Origin of the sequence: Gordonia aichiensis (assembly GCF_039946255.1) — a bacterium.
Classification (GTDB): domain Bacteria; phylum Actinomycetota; class Actinomycetes; order Mycobacteriales; family Mycobacteriaceae; genus Gordonia; species Gordonia aichiensis_A.
In genome coordinates, this window is sequence record NZ_JBCDWL010000004.1 from 136,539 (window position 1) to 157,142 (window position 20,604).

The window sequence follows — 20,604 nt, forward strand, 5'->3', positions numbered from 1 at the left end:
CCTATGCGCCGATCAGCGACGCGATCCCCGGATAGTCGACGACGATGCCGGAGTCGTTCACGCTCAGCTCGGCCGCGCCCGACGGGCCGGTGACCTGCACGCGGCCGTCCGGCAGTCCGGCATAGCTCATCGGGACCGAATCGATCTCGCAGTTCGGCAGGCGAAGTGTGACGACGGGGACGTCGTCGCGCCGTACGCCGGGTGCGATGCCGAACCGACGGACCGGCAGCCCCTTGAAGAACGGCGACAGTTCGAGGTCGATCACCTCGGCCCCGTCGAAATCGCTGCGGACGGTGCTGGCTGCGGTCTGCACCATCCACCGTCCGTCCATGTCGCGGCTGATGTCGAGGGAGCTGTCGCCGCCGGCGCGCAGCAGTCGCACCGACAGCCGTCGGGTGACACCCGAGTCGTTGGTCACCAGTTCATACGACGCCGAATACGCCTCGCAGCTGTCGGTCGCCGCCGCGACGATCCGCCCGTAGGCCCGCACGCGCGAGCCGCTGAGATTGAGCCGCACCTGCTCCAACCGGTCGCCGTGCGCGCCGCGCCAGGTGAGCATCGCTTTCACGCCGGACTCAGACGGCGAGGCATCAAAGGAAGTCACCCCCTCACGGTAGCCCCCGGGCCGCGCCCGCGCGGGCAGGCTGCCGGGAGCAGCGGGGTGGTCGAGTAGCGACCGAGCGCAGCGAGGCGGCGTATCGAGACCTCGCGCACAGGGTCTCGATACGCGTCCTACGCTTCGCTCCGGTCGCTACTCGACCAGCCTGGGGGACGGCCTGCGGTCCATACTCGGGTGGCCTGGGGGTGAGTCCTGCGGCCGCCACTCGGGTGGCCCTCGGAGCGGGAAACAGGGTGGTCGAGTAGCCACCGAGCGCAGCGAGGCGGCGTATCGAGACCCGGCGCACGGGGTCTCGATACGCGTCCTACGCTTCGCTCCGGTCGCTACTCGACCAGCCTGAGGGGAGGCCTGCCGTCAATACTCGGGCGGCCTGGGGGTGAGTCCTGCGGCCGCCACTCGGGTGGCCCTCGGAGCGGGAAACAGGGTGGTCGAGTAGCCACCGAGCGCAGCGAGGCGGCGTATCGAGACCCGGCGCACGGGGTCTCGATACGCGTCCTGCGCTTCGCTCCGGTCGCTACTCGACCAGCCTGTGGGGGGCGAGTCCTGCGGCCGCTCCCCGTGCGGCCTGGGGTGAGTCCTGCGCTTCACTACTCGACCGGCCTAGGGCGCGGCGCTATCCCTCGTACCGGCAGGTGAGCATTCCGGAGGTGTGCGAATCGGCCGATGACTTCTGGTCGACGACCTTGCCGTCGACGCTGATCGAACACGAGGCGGGTTCGGCGCTGGACAGGATGACGCTGACCCGCAGCAGCGCATTCTGACTGCCCTGCACGGTCTGCTTCCAGGCCCCGCCGGCGGTCCGACCGATCTTCACCGAGGTGTCGTCGACGTACAGGATCGTCGCCGGCCCCGACTCCACCTCGTACACGACGGTGGCCCCGCCGGACCGGACGGGCGGTCCGGCGCCCGGGTCGCGCGGGACCGTCGGCTGGGGCTCCTCCGGGAGCCCCTGCAGGTACGGATCATCGGTGGGCTGGACGGCCGGCGGATCGGCGCGCGTGCTCGGCTCGTCGCCGCTCGTGCCGAGCACCTTGAATCCGAGCGCCAGGCACAGCACGCCGATCACCACCGCTGCCAGGCCGAGCGCGAGGTGGCGCGGCGGGTTCGGAGACGGCTCGGGCGGCGCGGGTTCGACCATCGGCGGCTCGGGCGCGACCACCGGCGCCGGCCCGGCCAGTTCCCGTTCGCGGTCGTCGTAGGTGAACAGCGGCGCTCCGCGGTCGCTGTAGCCGAGCGGCGGGTACGACTGCCCCGGTGCCAGCGGCGGCCGGTATCCCGGCGACGGCTGCGATGACCGGTCCACGACGGCTCCTCCCGAACGACTTCTCGCCTTCCGATGGTGCCAGAATCCCGGCGCACGCCGACGGCCCGGCTCCCTCGCGGGGAGCCGGGCCGGGCGGTCCGCTCTCGATCAGGCCTTGACGTCGGACGGGTGCGTGGCCAGCGGCGTCACCTTGATGTCCATGTACGGGAACAGCGGCAGTCCCGACAGGATCTGATGCAGTTCGTCGTTCGACTCGACGTCGAAGATCGAGAAGTTGGAGTACTCACCGACGATCCGCCAGATCTGAGGCCACTTGCCCGACCTCTGCAGTTCCTGCGAGTACGCCTTCTCCCGCGCGACGGTCTCGTCGCGGACGGCGGGGTCGAGGTCCTGGGGGATGCGGACGTCCATCCGGACGTGGAACAGCATGTCCGGTCAGCTCGCGACCGGATCGAGCACGAAGCCGTAGTCGATGGTGTAGCCGCCCTTGCCGTCGGACTGCGGGTCGAGCATCAGCTCCGGCTTCACCGCGGTCGCGATGTCGTCGTTGTTGTGCGGGTCGCCCGGGAAGTAGAGCTGCGCGGTGAGCAGTTCGTGGCCCGGTGCGGAGACCTTGACGTGCAGGTGAGCGGGGCGCCAGGCGTGCCAGCCCGCGGCGGCGATCAGCTTGCCGCAGGAGCCGTCGGTCGGGATCTGGTAGGGGGCCGGCCGGATCGTGGTGATCTTGAACTTGCCGTCGGCGCCGGTCGAGAAGCTGCCGCGCAGATTCCACTCGGGGATGTCGGGGGCGAACTGGGAGTAGTAGCCGTCGTTGTCGGCGTGCCAGAGTTCCACCTTGCCCTGCAGCGGGGTGCCGTCGGTCGAGGTGATCTGCGCCTCCCACACCAGCGGGTCGCCGGCCTCGCCGTCGCGCATCGGGATGGTCGCCTCGGCGCCGAGCTCCGGAGCGTTCGGCACGTAGTACGGGCCCTCGATGGACCCCTTGTTGCCGTGGCGGTGCGAGGTCGCGACGTCCTCGACGACGTGCTCGACCCACACGTCGAGGAACAGCGGCCATTCGCCGTCCTGGCCGACCTGGATCAGCCATGCCTTGAGGGCGTTGTACTCGTCGTAGGTGACCTGGTTGTCGCGGATGGTCTGGTAGACGCCTTCGAGGACCTGCCGGGCCAGCTTGTTCACCCGCTCGGGCGAGACGTCCTTGACGGCCGCGTACGGGGACTTGTCCTGCTGGAAGCGCTCGGTGGCCGAGGCGCCGGAGGCGGCGGCCGACGGGCTGTGCTCAGTGGTGATGCTCATCTTCTTACTCCTTGCGGTGAGATTTCGACGCTCCCCGGGGGCTGCCGGGTGAACGGGTGGTTTTCAGTTGTCGGTGCGGTAGTGCTCGAGCTTGTCCGGATCGAGGTCGATCCCGATGCCGGGGCGCGACGACCGCTGGAGGATTCCGTCCCGGATCTGCAGTGGTTCGACGAGCAGGTCGTCGCTCATGTCGAGGAAGTTCGACATCTCGCCCGCGTTCTGCGACGTCGCCCGGAAGGCGGTGCCGAAGGCCAGTGCGCAGGCGGTGCCGATCTGCCCGTCGATCTGATTGCCCATCACCATCTCGACGCCGAGTCCCTCGGCGAGGTGGTGGACGCGCCGCGACTGGGTGAAGCCGGTGCGCGCGGTCTTGATGTTGATCGCGGTCGCCGAGCCGGCGAGGATCTCGCGGGTCACGTCGGCCGGGGTCGGCACCGATTCGTCGGCGATGAACGGGATGGTCGTCTGTCCGACCAGCCAGCGGCGCCCGAGGACGTCGTCGGCCGGGCAGAGCTCTTCGGCGAACAGCAGACCCAGATCGGCCATCTGGGCCATCGCGCGCGCCGACTCGGCGGCGGTCCAACCGCGGTTGCCGTCGATGTAGAGGTCGACGGTCTCGCCGAAGTGCTCGCGCAGGGCCCGGACGACGGCCACGTCGAGCGAGGCGGGACGGCGTCCGACCTTCACCTTGAAGGTGGTGATGCCGTACTGCTCGCGCATCCGCTCGGCCTCGGCGACCATCGTCGCCGGATCGTCGAAGCCCAGCATGTGGCTCACGCGCATCCGGTCGGTGTAGCCGCCGAGCAGATCGGTGACGGGCAGATCGAGGGTCTTGCCGAGGGCGTCCCAGACCGCCATGTCGATGGCCGACTTCGCCGTCGGATTGCCGATGGTGCGGGCCAGTCGGTCGCCGATCTGCTCACGCTCGAGCAGGGTGAGGCCCTGCAGCTGGTCGGCGAAGACGTCGTCGATGACGGCGACGATGCCGCGCTGGGTCTCGCCGTACGTGTAGGGGCGCGGCGGGGCCTCGGCGACCCCGACCACACCGTCGTCGGTGTGCACGCGCACGAGCACGTGCTCGGCGGCGTGGACCTCGCCCGAGGCGAAGTGCAGTGGTTTGCGGTACGGAATCGAGAACGGAATCGACTCCACCCGGGTGATCTTCAACGTCTGTCTCCCCTCATGGGTTCGGTGTGGCCGGTCGAGTCCGGGCCGTCGAGTTCTGGAACGTGGTGCGGACCGCGCAGGGCCTGCGCCGAGGCCGCGGCGAAGGCGGCCGCGGCGACGGCCGCGACGGCGTCGACCACCGGGTTGTCGCCGTCGGCCCGGCGGGCCAGTGCGACGGGCATGGTGACGGTGTCGGGCAGGTCGCGGATGACGAGGTTCGGCAGGGGCAGGGCCCGGACCGAGGCCGGCAGGAGTGCGACGCCCAGACCGGCCGCGACCAGCGCCAGCAGCACCGGGGTGCCGGACGCCTCGTGCGCGCGGTGCGGGACGAAGCCCGCGGTCCGGCAGGTGCGGACGACGGCCTCGTTGACCGCGGAGTCGCGGCTGTCGTACATGATGAAGGACTCACTGCGGAGGTCGTCGACGGCGATCACCGGTTCGGCGGCCAGCCGGTGATCGGCGGCGACCGCCAGCACCAGCGGTTCGATGTCGATGGTCTGCGCGTCGATGCCCTCCCCGACCACCGGCGGCCGGAGCACGCCGAGGTCGATGACGCCGTCGCGCAGGCGGTCGCACTGGTCGGGGGTCAGCAGGTCGGAGACGATCCGCAGTTCCACGTGCGGCAGCTCATTGCGCACCGCGCGGACGATGCGGGGCAGGTGCGAGAAGACCGCGATGCCGGTCAGCCCCAGCCGGACCACTCCGCTGCGGCCGGCGGCGACTCGCTGCACGCCGTCGACGGCGACGTCGAGGGCGGTGAGGATTCGGTCGACGTCGCCTTTGAGATACTCCCCCGCCGCGGTCAGCGACACCTGCCGCGTGGTGCGGGCGAACAGGGAGACGCCGAGTTCGGCTTCGAGCTGCCGGATCGCGTACGAGAGCGCGGGCTGCGCGATGTGCAGTCGCGCGGCGGCCTGCCCGAAGTGGCAGGTGTCGGCGACTGCGGCGAAGTACCGGAGATGACGCAGTTCCATGTTCGTTCACGCTCCCTTCGTGGCTCGGCGGCGCGACTGGCGGATGCGACCCGAGGCGGCTGGGCGACCGACTGTGACCGGGATCATCTGCCTCAACGGTAGGAGCCGGATACATACAAGACCAGGACTTGTTTTCCATCGGTTCATACATGCTCTTTATCAATCGACCCCCGGGTCAGCACTAGGGCTTCACCCGGTGTGATTGTCACCACGCAATGGGACCGTCGGTAGAACGTCGCACAAACAGGAGGTATCCCAATGACGGCCATCAGCTCCGCCCGGTCCAACACTCACACGGGCTCATCGGTCCCCGGATCGGCGGTCATCGCCGACACCGACGAACACGTGCGGTCGGTGCTCGACGACGCCGTCATCGACGACCGCGAAGCCGGCGTCTACCGCGCCAACCGTCGGATCTTCACCGACGAGGACATCTTCGAACTGGAGATGCGGCACATCTTCGAGGGCAACTGGATCTACCTCGCCCACGAGAGCCAGGTGGAGAACCCCGGCGACTACTTCACCACCTACATCGGCCGCCAGCCCGTCGTCATCACCCGCGGCAAGGACGGCCAGCTGCACTGCCTGATCAACGCGTGCGCGCACCGCGGCGCCATGCTGTGCCGCCGCAAGACCGACAATCGGATGACCCTGACCTGCCCGTTCCACGGCTGGACCTTCCGCAACGACGGCACCCTCCTCAAGGTCAAGGACCCCGAGGGCGCGGGCTACCCCGACAGCTTCGACTGCGAAGGCTCCCACAACCTCACCAAGGTGGCCCGCTTCGACAGCTACCGCGGCTTCCTGTTCGGCAGCGTCAACGCCGACGTCCTCCCGCTCGAGGAGCACCTGGGCGACACGCGCAAGGTCATCGACATGCTCGTCGACCAGTCGCCCGAGGGACTGGAGGTGCTGCGCGGCTCGTCCACCTACACCTACGACGGCAACTGGAAGGTGCAGGCCGAGAACGGCGCCGACGGCTACCACGTGACCGCGACCCACTGGAACTACGCGGCCACCACCTCCCGCCGCACCACCGGCGAGTCGAAGAACGAGGCCAAGGTCCTCGACGCCGGCGGCTGGGGCAAGTCCGGCGGCGGCTACTGGTCGTTCCCGCACGGTCACCTGTGCCTGTGGACCTGGGCCGCCAACCCGCAGGACCGACCGCTGTGGGACCGCCTCGACGACCTCAAGGCCGAGCACGGCGAGGCCAAGGCCGACTTCATGGTCAAGGGCTCGCGCAACCTGTGCCTGTACCCGAACGTCTACCTGATGGACCAGTTCTCCACGCAGATCCGGCACTTCCGTCCCATCGCCCCGGACAAGACCGAGGTCACCATCTACTGCATCGCGCCCAAGGGCGAGAGCGACGAGGCCCGCGCCCAGCGGATCCGCCAGTACGAGGACTTCTTCAACGCCTCCGGCATGGCCACCCCCGACGACCTGGAGGAGTTCCGGTCGTGCCAGCTCACCTTCCGCGCGACCGCCGCGCCGTGGAACGACATGAGCCGCGGCTCCGAGCACTGGATCACCGGCCCCGACGAGGTCGCCACGACCCTCGGCATGCCGAACGTGATCTCGGCCGGCGTCAAGAACGAGGACGAGGGGCTCTACCCCGCGCAGCACGGCTACTGGCTGGAGACGATGCGCAGCGCCGTCGCCGCCGAAGAGGCCGAGACCGCTCACTGACGGCCGCGCCTCCCGACCACCTCGCAGACAAGGACCCCCGACCATGACCACACAGCAAGCCCCCGCCGACGCCGGCCACAAGCTCATCACCCAGAACGCGATCGAGCAGTTCCTGTACCGCGAAGCCCGCTACCTCGACGACCGCGAGTTCGAACGCTGGCTCGAGTGCTACGCCGACGACGTCGTCTACTGGATGCCGTCGTGGGGCGACGACGATCGCCTCACCGAGAATCCGCGCCGGGAGATCTCGCTGATCTACTACGGCAACAAGGGCGGCCTGGAGGACCGGGTGTTCCGCATCCGGACCGAGCGGTCGTCGGCCACGTCGCTGCCCGAGCCGCGCACCAGCCACAACATCACCAACGTCGAGGTCATCGACCGTCGCGGCGACCTGGTGGACGTGCGGTTCAACTGGCACACCATGTACTTCCGGTACAACACCGTCGACCCGTATTACGGCACGTCGTTCTACACGATCGACTTCTCCGGCGACGCCCCGCTGATCCGCCGCAAGACCGTGGTGCTCAAGAACGACTACATCCACCACGTGGTGGACATCTACCACATCTGAGGAGGCGGGCATGACTGTCACATCAGAACGCGGAACCGCGGGCACATCAGAACGCGGAACCGCGGGCACAGCTCCCGAACGCGGAACCGCGGGCACATCCGCGGCTCCGAGCGCGGCCGGCGAGGCCCCGTCGCACCGCGTCGCCCTGGCCTTCGAGGACGGCGTCACCCGGTTCATCACCTGCCGGGAGGACCAGACGGTCGCCGACGCGTCGTACCGGCAGCGGATCAACATTCCGCTCGACTGCCGCGACGGCGCCTGCGGCACCTGCAAGTCACTGTGCGAGTCCGGCGACTACGACGGCGGCACGTACATCGACGACGCGCTGTCGGAATCGGAGGCGGCCGACGGTTATGCCCTGCCCTGCTGCATGAAGCCGCGGTCGGACCTGGTGCTGCAGATCCCGGCCACCTCCGACATCGCCAAGACGCAGGCGGGCGAGTTCAGCGGCACCGTCGTCGCACTCGACCGACTGTCGAAGACGACGGTCCGACTGCAGGTGCAGATCCCGAACCGCGCCGACCTCGCCTTCCTGCCCGGCCAGTACGTCAACATCGACGTCCCCGACACCGACAGCGGCGACGGGACGCCGGTGCACCGGTCGTACTCGTTCGCCAACGGTCCACACGAAGACCAGCTGGAGTTCCTCATCAAGCTGACGCCCGGCGGCGCGATGACGACCTACCTGACCGACCGTGCGCAGGTGGGCGACCCGATCGCGTTCACCGGCCCGCACGGCTCGTTCTTCCTGCGCGAATCGATCCGACCCGTGCTGCTGCTGGCCGGCGGCACCGGGCTCGCACCGATCCTCGCCATCCTGCGCAAGCTCCGCAACGACGGCAGCTCGCGCCGCATCCACCTGATCTACGGCGTCTCCACCGACGAGGATCTGGTGGAACTGGCCGTCCTCGACGAGCTGCAGTCCTCGGTCGCCGGCTTCACCTGGGACCACTGCGTGTCGGACCCGAACAGCGCGGCCGTCAACAAGGGATACGTCACCACCCTGATCGAGCCGACGCACCTGTACGGCGGCGACGTCGCGACCTACCTGTGCGGTCCGCCGCCGATGGTCGAGGCCGTCCGCAAGCACTTCACCGACACCGGCATCGAGCCGACCGGCTTCTACTACGAGAAGTTCGCGCTGGCGGCGGCGCCGTCGACCGCCGACCCCGCCGCCGCTCCGGTCGAGCAGCCGCGAGCGCCGGAGACGACCGTCGACGAGGTGCCCGCGGCACCGACCGGCGAGGGTCGCAGCATCGGCGGACAGCAGCTGCTGCCCGAGCACGACCTCACCGCGTGGTCGGGCCCGGTGGCCGTCGACGCCGACGACGACTCGCTGACCCGCATCGGCGGCCAGCGGCTGTGGCCGTCGGCGATCGGCTCCGGCCCTCTGCTCGATCCCGACTCGGGCGTCCTGCAGCCGTCGGGCGGCCGCCGCATCGGCGGGCAGGAGATGTACCCGGCACCCGTGACCGAGGTGGAGCAGCCGGCCGACACCGTGGTCGCCGCGGCGCCGACCGCCGGCGAGCCGACCGTCGGATCGCAGGGGTACCAGATCGGCGAGGAGCACCCGGAGATCCACGAGTCCGACGCGCTGTTCGAGGCCCGCGCGGCGCTCGAACTGGGTGCGCTCGAGCTGATGATCGGCCGGATGAGCTCGCAGCAGATCGCGGGCTATCGGCTGCTCGCCGAGGCCACCCTGCCGTACGTGGACGGCGACCGGTTCGTCGACCCGGACGAGTACACCACCACCAATGCGGCCTTCCACGACTACCTGTTCCACGTCACCGGCAACACCCACCTGCTCGAGGCGTACAACGCGCTCGGGGTGAAGGGCCGGATGAGCGAGGTCTTGCGCGGAGCGACCTGGTGCCATCCGCTGTGCTCCCAGGATCATCTCGACATCGTCGCCGCCTTCGAGGCCGGCGAGCGGGAGACGGCCCGCGCCCTGATCACCGCGCACGCCGAGCGGTCCAAGCAGACCATGCGCCGGGCGATGGCCGACCGGCTGGCGGGCCGTCGTCCCCGGTTCGTCACACCGGGCCGGTTCGCGGGCAAGGTGGTCGTGGTGACCGGCGCCGGGCAGGGCATCGGGGAGGCCGCCGCGCGGCGGATCGGCGCCGAGGGCGGCCGGGTGGTGATCGCCGACCGGGCCGAGCACGCGCAGACGGTGGCCGCCGAGATGTCGGCCGACGGTCCGGGCGCCATCGCGGTCGCCGCCGACCTGGAGACCTACGCGGGGGCCACGGAGGTGGTGACGCGCGCGGTCGCCGCCTACGGTCGGGTGGACGTGCTGATCAACAACGTGGGCGGCGCGATCAACTTCAAACCGTTCACCGAGTTCACCGATGAGCAGATCCGGGCCGAGATCGACCGCTCGCTGATGACCACGCTGTACGCCTGCCGGGCAGTGCTGCCGTCGATGGTCGAGGCCGGCCGGGGCGTGATCGTGAACGTCTCGTCGGCGGCGACCCGCGGGATCAACCGGATCCCGTATTCGGCGGCCAAGGGCGGGGTCAACGCGATCACCGCGTCGCTCGCGATGGAGTACGCCCCGCACGGGGTCCGGGTGGTCGCGACCGCGCCCGGCGGCACCGAGGCTCCCCCGCGCCGTGTTTCACGGGGAACACCGACACCGACCAGCGACGTCGAGCGCGCCTGGTTCCAGGCGCACATCGACCAGACCGTCGACTCGAGCCTGATGGACCGCTACGGCACCCTCGACGAGCAGGCCGCGGCGATCTGCTTCCTCGCCTCCGACGAGGCCTCGTACATCACCGGAACGGTGCTGCCCGTGGCCGGCGGCGATCAGGGATGAGCTCGGGACCCCCGCGTCCGGCCGGTCACCGACCGGCCGGACGCCGCAGCACCGATGGGCTGATCGACAGGTCGCCGGCTCCGACGCGGACGTAGGGTCGGACCATGATCATCGAGGCCGGATGCGTCGGTCGGGAGCGAGAGCTCGGCGAGCTCACCGCCCGCGCATTCGGCGCCGCCGGCCCCTCCTTCGTGCTCGTCACCGGGCCCGCAGGCATCGGGAAGTCCACGCTGCTGCGCGAATTGCGGCAGACGCTGGCGGCGCGCGGCGCCCGGGTGTCGGCGCCCGCGTCGCTCCCCGACCCGAGCGCGGCGTTCGGCGACCGGACCGCCGTCGTGCTCGTCGACGACGCGGACACGGTCGCCGCCGAAATGCTGGCCACCCTGCGGGCGGCCGCCGCCGCGCACCCCGAGGCGCCGACGACCGTCGTGCTGGCCGCCGAACATCTCACCCCGGCGATCGCCTCGCTGCTGCCCGACACGCTGAGGCTGGCCGGACTCGACCGGGCGGCCGTCGCCGAACTCGCCGTCGCGCGGCGGCGGTCGGTGCATCCGTCGCTGCTCGACGAGCTGACCCGACACACCGCGGGCTCGCCGCGCGAGGTGGTCGCGCTGCTCGAGGAGCTTCCCGACGACTTCTGGCTCCGGGCCGACGCGCGACTGCCCGCCCCCGCCGCCGAGAGCGCCCGCGTTCACGATCTGCTCGACCGGTGCCGACCGGAGACCCGCAGGCTCATCGAGGCGCTCGCCGTCGTCGACGACCCGGGCTCGCTCGACGTCGCGGCGCAGGTCGCCGAGATCGACGACGTGCTGCGGGCCCTGGACGACGCCGTCGGCACCGGTCTGGTGGCGGCACCGGCCGCGGTCGATCCGGCGTCGATCCGGCCCCGGATCGCGAGCCCGGCGGTGCGCGCCGCGATCCTGCAAGCGACGGGTCTGCACCGCACCGGCCTGCTGAATCTGCGGGCCGCCGACCTGGTCTCGGACCCGGTGCAGCGGATCCGCTTCCGGCTCGCGGCGTCGCCGGTCGCCGACCCGGCCCTGGCCGACGAGGTGGCCGCCCTCGCCGCCGACTACGGCGCCGCCGGCGAGTGGGCGCAGGCCGCCTCCCTCTACCGGGAGGCCGGTCGGCTCACCGACGACCCGCTGCGGCACGCCGAGCGGGTCACGCTGTCGGTCGACGCGCTGCTGGCCGACGGCGACTGCCACACCGCCTCGTCGATGGTCTCGGCGGTCGAGAGCCTGCGTGAGACGCCGCTGCGCAACGCGACGCTGGCCTACCTCGCGATCCTCCACGGGCGCTCGGCCGAGGCCCGCGTGCGACTCGACCGGGCCTGGGACATCGTCAACTTCGAGCGCGAACCGAACACCGCCGCCCTCATCGCGCAGCGCTATGTGCTGCACTGTCTCGTCCGATGCCAAGGCGACGGGCTGGTCGAATGGGCCGACCGCGCCGGCGCCATGGCCGGTCCCGCATCCCCCGCCGGGGTGGAGGCGGCCGCGATCCGCGGCCTCGGGCTGGCGTGGTCGGGTCGTCCCGACGAGGCCGTCGCCGCGTACGAGCAGCTCCGCAGCGACGTCCAGTTCGGCACCTACGCCCAGCGCGTCGCCGTCGGACACGGGTGGCTGCACCTGGGGCTCGACGACGTCGACACCGCCCGCACCAGTCTGGAGACGGCGGTCGCGCTGGCCGACCTCGGCGGGTCCAAGCGGATCACCCTGTGGGGGCTGGGCTGGCTGGCGCGGCTGCAGTTCGTGACCGGCGAATGGGACGCCGCCCTGACCACCATCGGGCAGTCGCGGCGACTCGCCGAGTCGAGCGGCATCGCCCTGGCCACCCCGCTGGCCGATTGGACCGCCACCCAGATCCACTGCCTGCGCGGCGATCACGCGGCAGCCGAAGCGGCCGTCACGCATTCGGCGCGGCTGGCGGGCGATTACGAGATCATGCAGATCCCGTTGCTGCTGGCCCGTGCGCAGATCGCCGAGGCGGCTGCCGACTACAACAAGGTGACGCGCATCCTGTCGCCGCTGCGGCTGCTGGCCCGCACCACGCCCGCGCTCACCGAACCGGGCTGGTGGCCGTGGATCGACGTGCTCGCCAACGCCCTCGTGCTCGACGGCCAGTTGGAGGCCGCCGACACACTCCTGACCCCGTACGAGGAACGGGTGGCCGCTCGCGGACACCGGTCGTCCGGGGCCCGGGTGCGGTACGCGCGCGGCAGGTACCTGGGCGCGATCGGCGACATCCCCGCGGCCCGCAGGCACTTCGAGGAGGCCCTGGAACTCCTCGACGGGTTGTCGTTGCGTCACGATGAGGCGCGGGTCAACTTCGCCTACGGTCAGACCCTGCGCCGGGCCGGGAAGCGCCGCGCCGCCGACACCGTCATCAGCACCGCCCGCGACATCTATCAGTCGCTCGGCGCCACCACCTACGTGCAGCGATGCGACCGCGAGCTCAAGGCGGGCGGACTCCACACGCCGCGCACCGAGCGCGGCTCGGTGCAGTTGACGCCGCAGGAGGAGTCGGTGACCGCCCTGGTCGCATCCGGCCTCACCAACCGCGAGGTCGCCGCACAGCTCTACATCTCGCCGAAGACCGTGCAGTACCACCTGACCCGCGTCTTCGCCAAGCTCGGCGTCCGGTCGCGGTCGGAGCTGGCGGCGCTGCGGGCCGGCGGCCCCGACTGAAACGTCCCCCTCACCACCGCTCACGGACACATGGTCCGACAGCCGAGCTGAGGGGGACGATTCACGCAGTCGAATCAGTCCGCGGCGATCCGCCGGACCACCGCGACCGCACGATCGACGAGGGGTGAGACGCCGGGAATCCAGGCGGCGGCCAGGTCGATGCCGGTCTCGGGCCGCAGCGGCCGGTAGCAGACTCCAGCCAGGTCGAGGGCCGAGGTCGGCTCCGGGACCACCGCCACCCCGAGCCCGGCGGCGACCAGGGTCACCAGCGTCGAGGTCTCCGCCACCTCGTGCCGCACCCGCGGCACGAACCCGGCATCGGTGCACATCGCGGTGACCAGCCCGCTCATCACCGATCGCCCGTGGCCGGCGTGGACGATGAAGTCGTCGTGGCGCAGCTCCGCGACGTCGAGCTCGGTCTCCGCGGCCAGCGGGTGACTGTCGGGGAGCACGGCGATCAGGCGGTCACGCCGAACCGGCTCCACCACGATCCGAGAGCCGGCGACCGGCGGCCGCAGCAACGCCAGGTCGATCTGCCCGGCCTCGAGCGCAGACACCTGATCGGGTGCGAGCATCTCACCCCGCACGCTCACGTCGACGCCGGGCAGTTCATCGCGCAGAGCCCGCACCAGTCGCGGGAACAAGGAGTAGGTGGCCGAGCCGACGCAGCCGATCGCCAGACTGCCCTGCAGCCCCTCGGCGACCCGCTGCGCCTGATCGCCCGCCGCGTCGACGGCGTCGAGGATCTCGCGGACGCGCTCCAGGTACACCCGGCCGGCCGGGGTCAGCTCCACGCGGCGGGTGGAGCGGATGAACAGTTGCACGCCGAGTTCGTCCTCGAGCTGCCGGATCTGCGCCGACAGCGGCGGCTGCGCGATGTGCAGACGCTGGGCCGCACGGCGGAAGTGGAGTTCCTCTGCGACGACGCGGAAGTACCGGAGGTGACGCAGTTCCATGAGCGATGCCTCCGCGATTGATATTCGTGCAGTTTCAGTCGAGGTCAGACCTGTACTTCACAGTATCTATATCTGAACCTAGCCTGGATGCATGACAAACGGTGAATCGACTTCGGCGGCGCCTCGACGCGGCCTGACCAGTGACGACGTGGTGATCTGCAACCCGCTGCGCACCGCTGTGGGGCGGATGGGCGGAGCCCTGGCAGCACTGAGTGTCAACGAGCTCGCGACGACCCTGCTCGGCGAACTCGCCACGCGGGCGGGTCTGGGCGAGAACAGCGTCGACGACGTCATCCTCGGACACGGGTACCCGAGCGGCGAATCGCCTGCGCTCGGCCGCATCGCCGCACTCGACGCCGGGCTGGGTGTCGGGGTGCCCGGAATGCAGCTCGACCGCCGGTGCGGCTCGGGCCTGCAGGCCATCCTGTCCGGCGCAGCACAGATCGCCAGCGGCGGAGCCGAGCTGGTGATCGCCGGCGGCGCGGAGTCGATGTCGAACGTCGAGCACTATGCGCTGGGCCTGCGGACCGGCGTCCGGCAGGGCGGCGTGGAACTGCGCGACCGCCTCGACCGCGCCCGGCTGACGGCCGGCGGCGTCTCGCACCCGGTCGACGGCGGCATGATCGAGACCGCCGAGAACCTGCGCGCCCGCTACGGCCTCACCCGCCTGGCGCAGGACGAGCTGTCGGCGCGGTCGCATCACCGCGCGATCGAGGCCGCCGAGACCGGCCGCTTCGCCGCCGAGATCGTCCCGGTGACCGTGCCGGGCGGGCGCCGCAGCCCCGACGTCGTCGTCGACCGCGACGAGCATCCGCGGCCCGGCACGACCGTCGAATCGCTCGGGAAGCTGCGGCCGGTGCGGCTCAAGCTCGATCCCGAGTCGACGGTCACCGCGGGCAATGCGTCGGGCCAGAACGACGGTGCCGCGATGGTCGTGGTGACCACGCTCGGCGAGGCGGAGCGCCGCGGCCTGGAGCCGATGCTGGCGCTGCGCTCGTGGGCGGTGGCCGGTTGCGAGCCCTCGCAGATGGGCATCGGTCCGGTCGGCGCGACCGCCGCCGCCCTGCGCCGCGCCGGCCTGACCCTCGACGACCTCGACCTGATCGAGCTCAACGAGGCGTTCGCCGCGCAGGTCCTGGCGGTGCTCGCCGAGTGGGGCGTCGCCGCCGACGACGAGCGGCTCAACCCGAACGGCTCGGGCATCTCGCTGGGCCATCCGATCGGCGCCACGGGCGCCCGCCTGGTGGTGACCGCCGCCCACGAGGCACGACGCCGCCGGGCGAAGAACGTCCTGGTCACCATGTGCATCGGCGGTGGTCAGGGCCTCGCCGGAATCTTCGAGGCGGTCTGACATGAGCACCGTGGAAGCCGTTGCCGTACACGCCGTGGAGAGCGGCCGCAGCGACGGGCCGGTCGTCGTGCTGGCCGGCTCGCTGGGATCGACGCACCGCATGTGGGATCCGCAGATGGCGGCGCTGGAGGAGCACTTCCGGGTGATCCGTTACGACGCCCGCGGCCACGGCCTCAGCCCGGCCCCGACCGGCCCCTACTCGATCGACGATCTGGCCGATGATCTGATCGGTCTGCTCGATCGCCGCGGCGTCGACCGCGCCCACCTGGTCGGCCTGTCGTTGGGCGGCATGACGGCCATGCGCGTGGCCGTGCGCGATCCGGAGCGCGTCGACCGCCTGGCGGTCCTGTGCACCGCCGCCGTTCTGGGGCCTGAGCAGGGTTGGCACGACCGCGCCGCCGCCGTGCGGGCCGACGGCGTCGCCGCCATCGCCGAAGCCGTCGTCGGACGCTGGTTCACCCCGGAGTTCCTGGCGACGCACCCGCACGAGAAGACGTACTACGAGACGATGGTCGCCTCCAGTTCCGCCGAGGGGTACGCGGCATGCTGCGAGGCGATCGCTCCGATGGACCAGCGCGCCGACCTGGCCTCGATCAGCGCGCCGACCCTGGCGATCGCCGGCGCCGACGACCCCTCGACCGGCCCGGACGTCCTGCGTGCCATCGCCGACGGTGTCCAGGACGGTCGGCTGGTGGTGGTCCCCGACGCCGCGCATCTGGCCAGCGCGCAGCACCCGGAGATCGTGAATCCGGCGCTCGTGGAGCATCTGACGGCCTCGCGCTGAGCCGCCTGCCACCGGTCCTGTCGGGTCGTGCCGCGCCAGTCGGCCCGACCCGACAGAACCGACCCGACCGACCCGGCACGCCCGAGCGAACGACGGCGACGAGCCGCTTGGATCGACCGGGAAACGGACGTCTGAAACAAATCCCTCAGAACCAGAGGATCAGCTTGGATTGTCGGCGGCGAGGTGCTTTCATTACCCAGGTAAGCCTCCACTAATAGCGGACGCCGTCGGCGTCCGCTTCTCCTTGGACACAGAAGGACCTTCATGTCGCTGCGCACCCGCCTGGCCGGCTCCTTGGCCGTCGCCGCCGTCTCCGTCGGACTCCTGGCCGGCTGCGGCGAGTCAGAGAAGGTCGACGACGCCGCCGTCTCGGCGGCCGGGGAGGGCAAGACCGCCTACCCGCTGACCGTCGAGAACTGCGGCACCACGCAGACCTTCGAGAAGGCGCCCGCGCGCGTCGTCTCCCTGGATCAGGGATCCACCGAGATCCTGCTGTCGCTCGGCCTGGGCGACCGGATCGTCGGAACCGCGTCCTGGACCGACCCGATCCGCGACAACCTCGCCGACGCCAATGCGAAGGTCCCGCGCCTGTCCGACAACGCCCCCAGCTACGAATCGGTGATGGGCACGAACCCCGACTTCGTCACCGCGTCGTTCGGTCGGCACTTCAAGAAGGAGGGCGGCGTCGCCACGCGCGACCGCTTCGCCGAGACCGGCATCCCGACCTACCTCTCGCCCACCGACTGCGAGGACGGTCGCAGCATCAACGGCGGCGGCACCCGCACCCGCCCGCTGACCATCGACTCGCTCTATCAGGAGATCACCGAGCTCGCCGCGGTCTTCGACGTGCCCGATCGCGGTGCCGCGCTGGTCGACGAGCTCACCTCCCGCACCGCGGCGGCCACCGAGAAGATCAAGCATGACGGCCGCAGCATCGCCTTCTGGTTCGCCGACACCAAGACCCCGTACTTCGCCGGCGGATTCAGCTCGGCGCAGCTGATCGCCTCCACCGTCGGAACCCGCAACGTCTTCGCCGACGTCGCCGACGACTGGCCGGCCACCACCTGGACCGCCGTCGTCGAACGCAATCCGCAGGTCCTGGTCCTGGGCGACCTGGCGCGCAACCGATTCCCCGGCGACAAGCTCGCCGACAAGAAGGAGTTCCTGGCGGCCGACCCGGTCACCAAGGTGATGCCCGCCGTCGCCGGACAGAAGTACGTGGCGCTGCACGGCGCCGAGATGAACCCGTCCATCCGGACCGTCGACGGCATCGAGAAGCTCGCCGACTGGCTCGACCAGAATCCGGCGTGACCGTCACGCTCGACGCCGTCTCCGGCCCCGCGACCACGTCGCGGGGCCGGACTGCGTTGCTCCTGGGCGCCGGGGTGATCGCGCTGTTCGCCTCGATCCTCGCCGCGACCGCGCTCGGCGGCGAATCGATCTCGCTGGTCAACGTCCGCGACATCCTCACCAACCACCTGCACCTGACCGACGTCGACGTCTTCGCCTACAAGGACGTCATCGTCTGGCAGGACCGGATGCCGCGGTCGGTGGTCGCAGCCGCGGTCGGCGCCGGGCTCGCGGTCTGCGGCGTGCTGCTGCAGTCGCTGCTGCGCAACCCGCTCGCCGACCCGTACCTGCTCGGCATCTCCTCCGGCGCCTCGACCGGCGCGGTGATCATCGGCGTGCTCGGGCTCGGGAACGCCGTCCTCGGTCTCTCCGGCGGCGCCTTCCTCGGCGCCCTGGTCGCCTTCGGGGCCGTGCTCCTGCTGGCTCGGTTCGCCGGCGGCAGCACCGACCGGGTGATCCTGGCCGGGGTCGCGATGACCCAGCTGTTCTCGGCGCTCACCTCGTTCGTCATCTTCGCCTTCGCCGACTCCGACGAGACCCGCGGCATCATGTTCTGGCTGCTCGGCTCGCTCGAGGGCGTCCGGTGGAACGACGCCCGGCTGGCCGCGGTGGTCGCGATCGCCGGGCTGGCCTGCTGCTGGGCCGCAGCCCGAGCGCTCGACGCCTTCACCTTCGGCGACGAGGTCGCCGCCTCGCTGGGCATCCCGGTGGCTCGGGTGCGCGGCGCCCTGCTGGTGCTCACCGCGCTGATCACCGCCGCACTGGTGAGCGTGGCCGGTGCGGTCGGCTTCGTCGGGCTGGTGCTCCCCCACGCCGCGCGCTTCCTCGTCGGCCCCGGACACACCCGGCTGGTGCCGGTGGCGGCCCTGCTGGGTGCGATCTTCCTGGTCTGGGTCGACGCGCTCTCGCGCGTGGCCTTCCATCCCACGCCGCTGCCGCTGGGCGTGGGGACCGCGCTGGTCGGCGTCCCGGCGTTCGTGGCGATCATGTTCTCCCGAAGGGGGCGGGCATGACCCTGCACGCCGAGAAGGTCAGCTGGGACCGGGGCGGTCGCCTCGCCGTCGACGAGGTGAGCGTTCACCCCGAACCCGGTCAGACCGTCGGACTCCTGGGCCCGAACGGATCCGGGAAGTCGTCGCTGCTGAAGCTGCTGGCCGGGTTCGCCCGGCCGACGTCGGGCACGGTGGGTCTGGACGGTCGGGAGCTGTCGTCGATGCGCCGTCGGGAGGTGGCTCGCGCGGTGGCGGTGGTCGCTCAGCACGCCGACACCGATGTGGACGTCAGCGTCGGCGAGGTGGTGCGCCTGGGCCGGATCCCGCACCGCGGCACCTTCGGCGCCGATCGCACCGCCGACGATCGGGCGGTCGCCGACGCCCTGGCGCACACCGGGCTCACCGACAAGGCGCACCGGCTGTGGCATCAGCTGTCCGGCGGCGAGAAGCAGCGGGTCCAGATCGCTCGGGCCCTGGCCCAGCAGCCACGCGAACTGCTGCTCGACGAGCCGACCAATCACCTCGACATCCACCATCAGTTGGAGCTGATGACGCTGGTCACCGCGCTGCCGGTGACATCGATCATCGCCATCCACGACCTCAACCTGGCGGCCACCTTCTGCGATCAGGTGATGGTGCTGCGGCAGGGGCGGGTGGTCGCGGCGGGCACCCCGCGCGAGGTCCTCACCGCACCGTTGATCGCCGACGTGTACCGGGTGCGCGCCGATGTGTCCGACACCGAGTCGGGGCTGCACATCCGGTTCCTGCCCGGTCGCCCGGAGTGAGGGCCCGCGCGCGAAGCGGCCTGATCGCCGGTTTCACCGCGGCGTCGCCCGTGGTGCGGCTGCTCGTGGTGACGCAGTTGGCGTTCAACGTCGGCTTCTTCATGGTCCTGCCCTATCTGTCGGTGCATCTGAGCACCGATCTCGGGCAGGCGACGGCCGTCGTCGGGGCGGTGCTGGGCCTGCGCACCGTGTCCCAGCAGGGGTTGTTCTTCGTCGGCGGCGCGGTGGCCGACCGGATCGGCACCAAGCCGACCGTCCTGGCCGGATGCGCGGTGCGAGTGGTCGGCCTGCTGTTGCTGGGGTTGAGTCCGTCGCTGCTCGGTGTCGGCGCCGGCGCGGTGGCGACCGGGTTCGCCGGCGCCCTCTTCTCACCCGCCGTCGAGGCCGCACTGGCCCGCTCGACGGGCTCCGCCGACGGCTCGTCGACGACGAGTCGACTCGACGCGTTCGCACTGTTCAACGCCTTCGGGCAAATCGGCGCGTTCACCGGCCCGCTGATCGGCGCGGTCCTGCTGCGCACCGACTTCGCGGTGGTGTCGGTGACCGGCGCGGTGATCTTCGTGATCATCGGGCTGGCGCACGCGCGCTGGCTGCCCGCGGAGGCGGCCCCGCATTCCGGCGGCCCGCTGGTGGCCGGGCTGGCGCAGATCCTGCGCAACCGCGTCTTCCTCGGCTTCGCCGGGGTGATGGGGATGCAGTTGGTGGCCTACAACCAGCTGTATCTGCTGCTGCCCTTGGAGCTGGAACGGGGATGGGGCAGTCAGGCGCCGCTCGGGGTGCTGCTGGCCGCGTCGTCGTTGGCGGTGGTGCTGGGCCAGCTGCGGGTGGCCGCCTGGGCCGCGCGTCACCCCTCGCGAACCACCCTGGCGATCGGTCTGGCGCTCACCGCGGTGGGCCTGTCCGGGGCGGCCGTCGGCGCCGCGATCGGCGGCGCGGCCGCGGTGATCGGCGGCACCGCCTGCTTCGTCATGCTTCTGGCGCTGGGACAGATGATCGTCTCCCCCACCGCCCGCGCGGTGATCCCGACGCTGGCCGGCGAACAGTATCTGGGCTCGTACTACGGGGTGTACGCCTCGGTCGGCGGGCTGCTGGTGCTGCCCGCATCGTCGCTGCTGGGCGTGCTGGTCGACCTCGCAGGCGACGGACCGCTGGGGCGGGCCGCCCCGTGGCTGGCCCTGGCCGCGGCGATGGGCGTGGCCGCGGCGACGATGGCGACCGCGCGGTCGGGGCGCGTCGGCGGCCGGTGACCGGCCCGCGTCGACGCCGTCTCGCAACAGGAATCGGCGGCCGTCGGGGGC

Annotated in this window: 17 protein-coding genes; 10 read left to right on the plus strand and 7 right to left on the minus strand. The window is 71.1% G+C overall.

Features of this window, described 5'->3' with window-relative positions; all coding sequences use genetic code 11:
* Position 1 precedes the first annotated feature (1 nt).
* The 6 genes from AAFO60_RS07045 to AAFO60_RS07070 all read right to left on the minus strand — a co-directional run bounded on the left by AAFO60_RS07045 (position 2) and on the right by AAFO60_RS07070 (position 5,320).
* Positions 2-604 carry a putative glycolipid-binding domain-containing protein gene (locus AAFO60_RS07045; protein ID WP_347955455.1) on the minus strand — a complete coding sequence of 201 codons (603 nt, stop codon included), beginning with the start codon at positions 602-604 and terminating at the stop codon, positions 2-4.
* Positions 605-1,232: 628 nt separating this feature from the next.
* A complete protein-coding gene (locus tag AAFO60_RS07050) occupies positions 1,233-1,922 on the minus strand; it encodes a hypothetical protein (RefSeq protein WP_347955456.1) in 690 nt (229 codons plus the stop codon).
* Between the two features lie 108 nt (positions 1,923-2,030).
* The gene (gene catC / locus AAFO60_RS07055; RefSeq protein WP_347955457.1) at positions 2,031-2,312 is read right to left on the minus strand and encodes a muconolactone Delta-isomerase; all 282 of its coding nucleotides are present in this window, start codon (positions 2,310-2,312) and stop codon (positions 2,031-2,033) included.
* Positions 2,313-2,318: 6 nt separating this feature from the next.
* On the minus strand, positions 2,319-3,179 hold the full coding sequence (gene catA / locus AAFO60_RS07060) for a catechol 1,2-dioxygenase (protein WP_347955458.1): 861 nt from the start codon (positions 3,177-3,179) through the stop codon (positions 2,319-2,321).
* A 63-nt stretch (positions 3,180-3,242) separates the two neighbouring features.
* Positions 3,243-4,346 (minus strand): mandelate racemase/muconate lactonizing enzyme family protein, encoded by a 1,104-nt coding sequence (locus AAFO60_RS07065; protein WP_347955459.1) that lies wholly within the window; start codon positions 4,344-4,346, stop codon positions 3,243-3,245.
* Positions 4,343-5,320 (minus strand): LysR substrate-binding domain-containing protein, encoded by a 978-nt coding sequence (locus tag AAFO60_RS07070; RefSeq protein WP_347955460.1) that lies wholly within the window; start codon positions 5,318-5,320, stop codon positions 4,343-4,345. Before AAFO60_RS07070 ends, AAFO60_RS07065 begins: the two co-directional genes overlap by 4 nt.
* A gap of 258 nt (positions 5,321-5,578) precedes the next feature.
* Here AAFO60_RS07070 and benA point away from each other — a divergent pair, with 258 nt between their 5' ends.
* The 4 genes from benA to AAFO60_RS07090 all read left to right on the plus strand — a co-directional run bounded on the left by benA (position 5,579) and on the right by AAFO60_RS07090 (position 13,088).
* On the plus strand, positions 5,579-7,009 hold the full coding sequence (gene benA, locus AAFO60_RS07075; protein ID WP_347955461.1) for a benzoate 1,2-dioxygenase large subunit: 1,431 nt from the start codon (positions 5,579-5,581) through the stop codon (positions 7,007-7,009).
* A 43-nt stretch (positions 7,010-7,052) separates the two neighbouring features.
* Complete coding sequence (gene benB / locus AAFO60_RS07080) at positions 7,053-7,580, plus strand: benzoate 1,2-dioxygenase small subunit (RefSeq protein ID WP_347955462.1); 528 nt, start codon at positions 7,053-7,055, stop codon at positions 7,578-7,580.
* A gap of 10 nt (positions 7,581-7,590) precedes the next feature.
* A complete protein-coding gene (gene benC / locus AAFO60_RS07085) occupies positions 7,591-10,398 on the plus strand; it encodes a benzoate 1,2-dioxygenase electron transfer component BenC (protein WP_347955463.1) in 2,808 nt (935 codons plus the stop codon).
* 104 nt (positions 10,399-10,502) lie between these two features.
* On the plus strand, positions 10,503-13,088 hold the full coding sequence (locus AAFO60_RS07090) for a helix-turn-helix transcriptional regulator (RefSeq protein WP_347955464.1): 2,586 nt from the start codon (positions 10,503-10,505) through the stop codon (positions 13,086-13,088).
* Positions 13,089-13,162: 74 nt separating this feature from the next.
* Here the strand turns inward: AAFO60_RS07090 and AAFO60_RS07095 are convergent, their stop codons facing one another.
* Positions 13,163-14,044, minus strand: a complete 882-nt coding sequence (locus tag AAFO60_RS07095; protein ID WP_347955465.1) for a LysR substrate-binding domain-containing protein — start codon at positions 14,042-14,044, stop codon at positions 13,163-13,165.
* 91 nt (positions 14,045-14,135) lie between these two features.
* Here AAFO60_RS07095 and AAFO60_RS07100 point away from each other — a divergent pair, with 91 nt between their 5' ends.
* From AAFO60_RS07100 to AAFO60_RS07125, 6 genes are all read left to right on the plus strand, one after another.
* Positions 14,136-15,395: an acetyl-CoA C-acetyltransferase gene (locus AAFO60_RS07100; protein WP_347955466.1), complete on the plus strand. Its 1,260-nt coding sequence runs from the start codon at positions 14,136-14,138 to the stop codon at positions 15,393-15,395.
* A 1-nt stretch (position 15,396) separates the two neighbouring features.
* Positions 15,397-16,179 (plus strand): 3-oxoadipate enol-lactonase, encoded by a 783-nt coding sequence (gene pcaD, locus AAFO60_RS07105; RefSeq protein WP_347955467.1) that lies wholly within the window; start codon positions 15,397-15,399, stop codon positions 16,177-16,179.
* Between the two features lie 264 nt (positions 16,180-16,443).
* Positions 16,444-17,490, plus strand: a complete 1,047-nt coding sequence (locus AAFO60_RS07110) for an ABC transporter substrate-binding protein (protein WP_347955468.1) — start codon at positions 16,444-16,446, stop codon at positions 17,488-17,490.
* A gap of 56 nt (positions 17,491-17,546) precedes the next feature.
* A complete protein-coding gene (locus AAFO60_RS07115) occupies positions 17,547-18,542 on the plus strand; it encodes a FecCD family ABC transporter permease (protein ID WP_432211697.1) in 996 nt (331 codons plus the stop codon).
* Complete coding sequence (locus tag AAFO60_RS07120) at positions 18,539-19,306, plus strand: ABC transporter ATP-binding protein (RefSeq protein WP_347955469.1); 768 nt, start codon at positions 18,539-18,541, stop codon at positions 19,304-19,306. The genes AAFO60_RS07115 and AAFO60_RS07120 overlap by 4 nt, the downstream gene beginning before the upstream one ends.
* The gene (locus AAFO60_RS07125) at positions 19,303-20,553 is read left to right on the plus strand and encodes an MFS transporter (protein ID WP_347955470.1); all 1,251 of its coding nucleotides are present in this window, start codon (positions 19,303-19,305) and stop codon (positions 20,551-20,553) included. The genes AAFO60_RS07120 and AAFO60_RS07125 overlap by 4 nt, the downstream gene beginning before the upstream one ends.
* Positions 20,554-20,604 lie beyond the last annotated feature (51 nt).

What these genes read in the sequence shown, in the direction of transcription:
- AAFO60_RS07100 (WP_347955466.1), top strand. Translation starts at nt 14,136, where the DNA reads ATGACAAACGGTGAATCGACTTCGGCGGCGCCTCGACGCGGCCTGACC.
- benA (WP_347955461.1), top strand. Translation starts at nt 5,579, where the DNA reads ATGACGGCCATCAGCTCCGCCCGGTCCAACACTCACACGGGCTCATCG.
- AAFO60_RS07120 (WP_347955469.1), top strand. Translation starts at nt 18,539, where the DNA reads ATGACCCTGCACGCCGAGAAGGTCAGCTGGGACCGGGGCGGTCGCCTC.
- AAFO60_RS07095 (WP_347955465.1), bottom strand. Translation starts at nt 14,044, where the DNA reads ATGGAACTGCGTCACCTCCGGTACTTCCGCGTCGTCGCAGAGGAACTC.
- AAFO60_RS07110 (WP_347955468.1), top strand. Translation starts at nt 16,444, where the DNA reads ATGTCGCTGCGCACCCGCCTGGCCGGCTCCTTGGCCGTCGCCGCCGTC.
- AAFO60_RS07070 (WP_347955460.1), bottom strand. Translation starts at nt 5,320, where the DNA reads ATGGAACTGCGTCATCTCCGGTACTTCGCCGCAGTCGCCGACACCTGC.
- AAFO60_RS07090 (WP_347955464.1), top strand. Translation starts at nt 10,503, where the DNA reads ATGATCATCGAGGCCGGATGCGTCGGTCGGGAGCGAGAGCTCGGCGAG.
- catC (WP_347955457.1), bottom strand. Translation starts at nt 2,312, where the DNA reads ATGCTGTTCCACGTCCGGATGGACGTCCGCATCCCCCAGGACCTCGAC.
- benB (WP_347955462.1), top strand. Translation starts at nt 7,053, where the DNA reads ATGACCACACAGCAAGCCCCCGCCGACGCCGGCCACAAGCTCATCACC.
- pcaD (WP_347955467.1), top strand. Translation starts at nt 15,397, where the DNA reads ATGAGCACCGTGGAAGCCGTTGCCGTACACGCCGTGGAGAGCGGCCGC.
- benC (WP_347955463.1), top strand. Translation starts at nt 7,591, where the DNA reads ATGACTGTCACATCAGAACGCGGAACCGCGGGCACATCAGAACGCGGA.
- catA (WP_347955458.1), bottom strand. Translation starts at nt 3,179, where the DNA reads ATGAGCATCACCACTGAGCACAGCCCGTCGGCCGCCGCCTCCGGCGCC.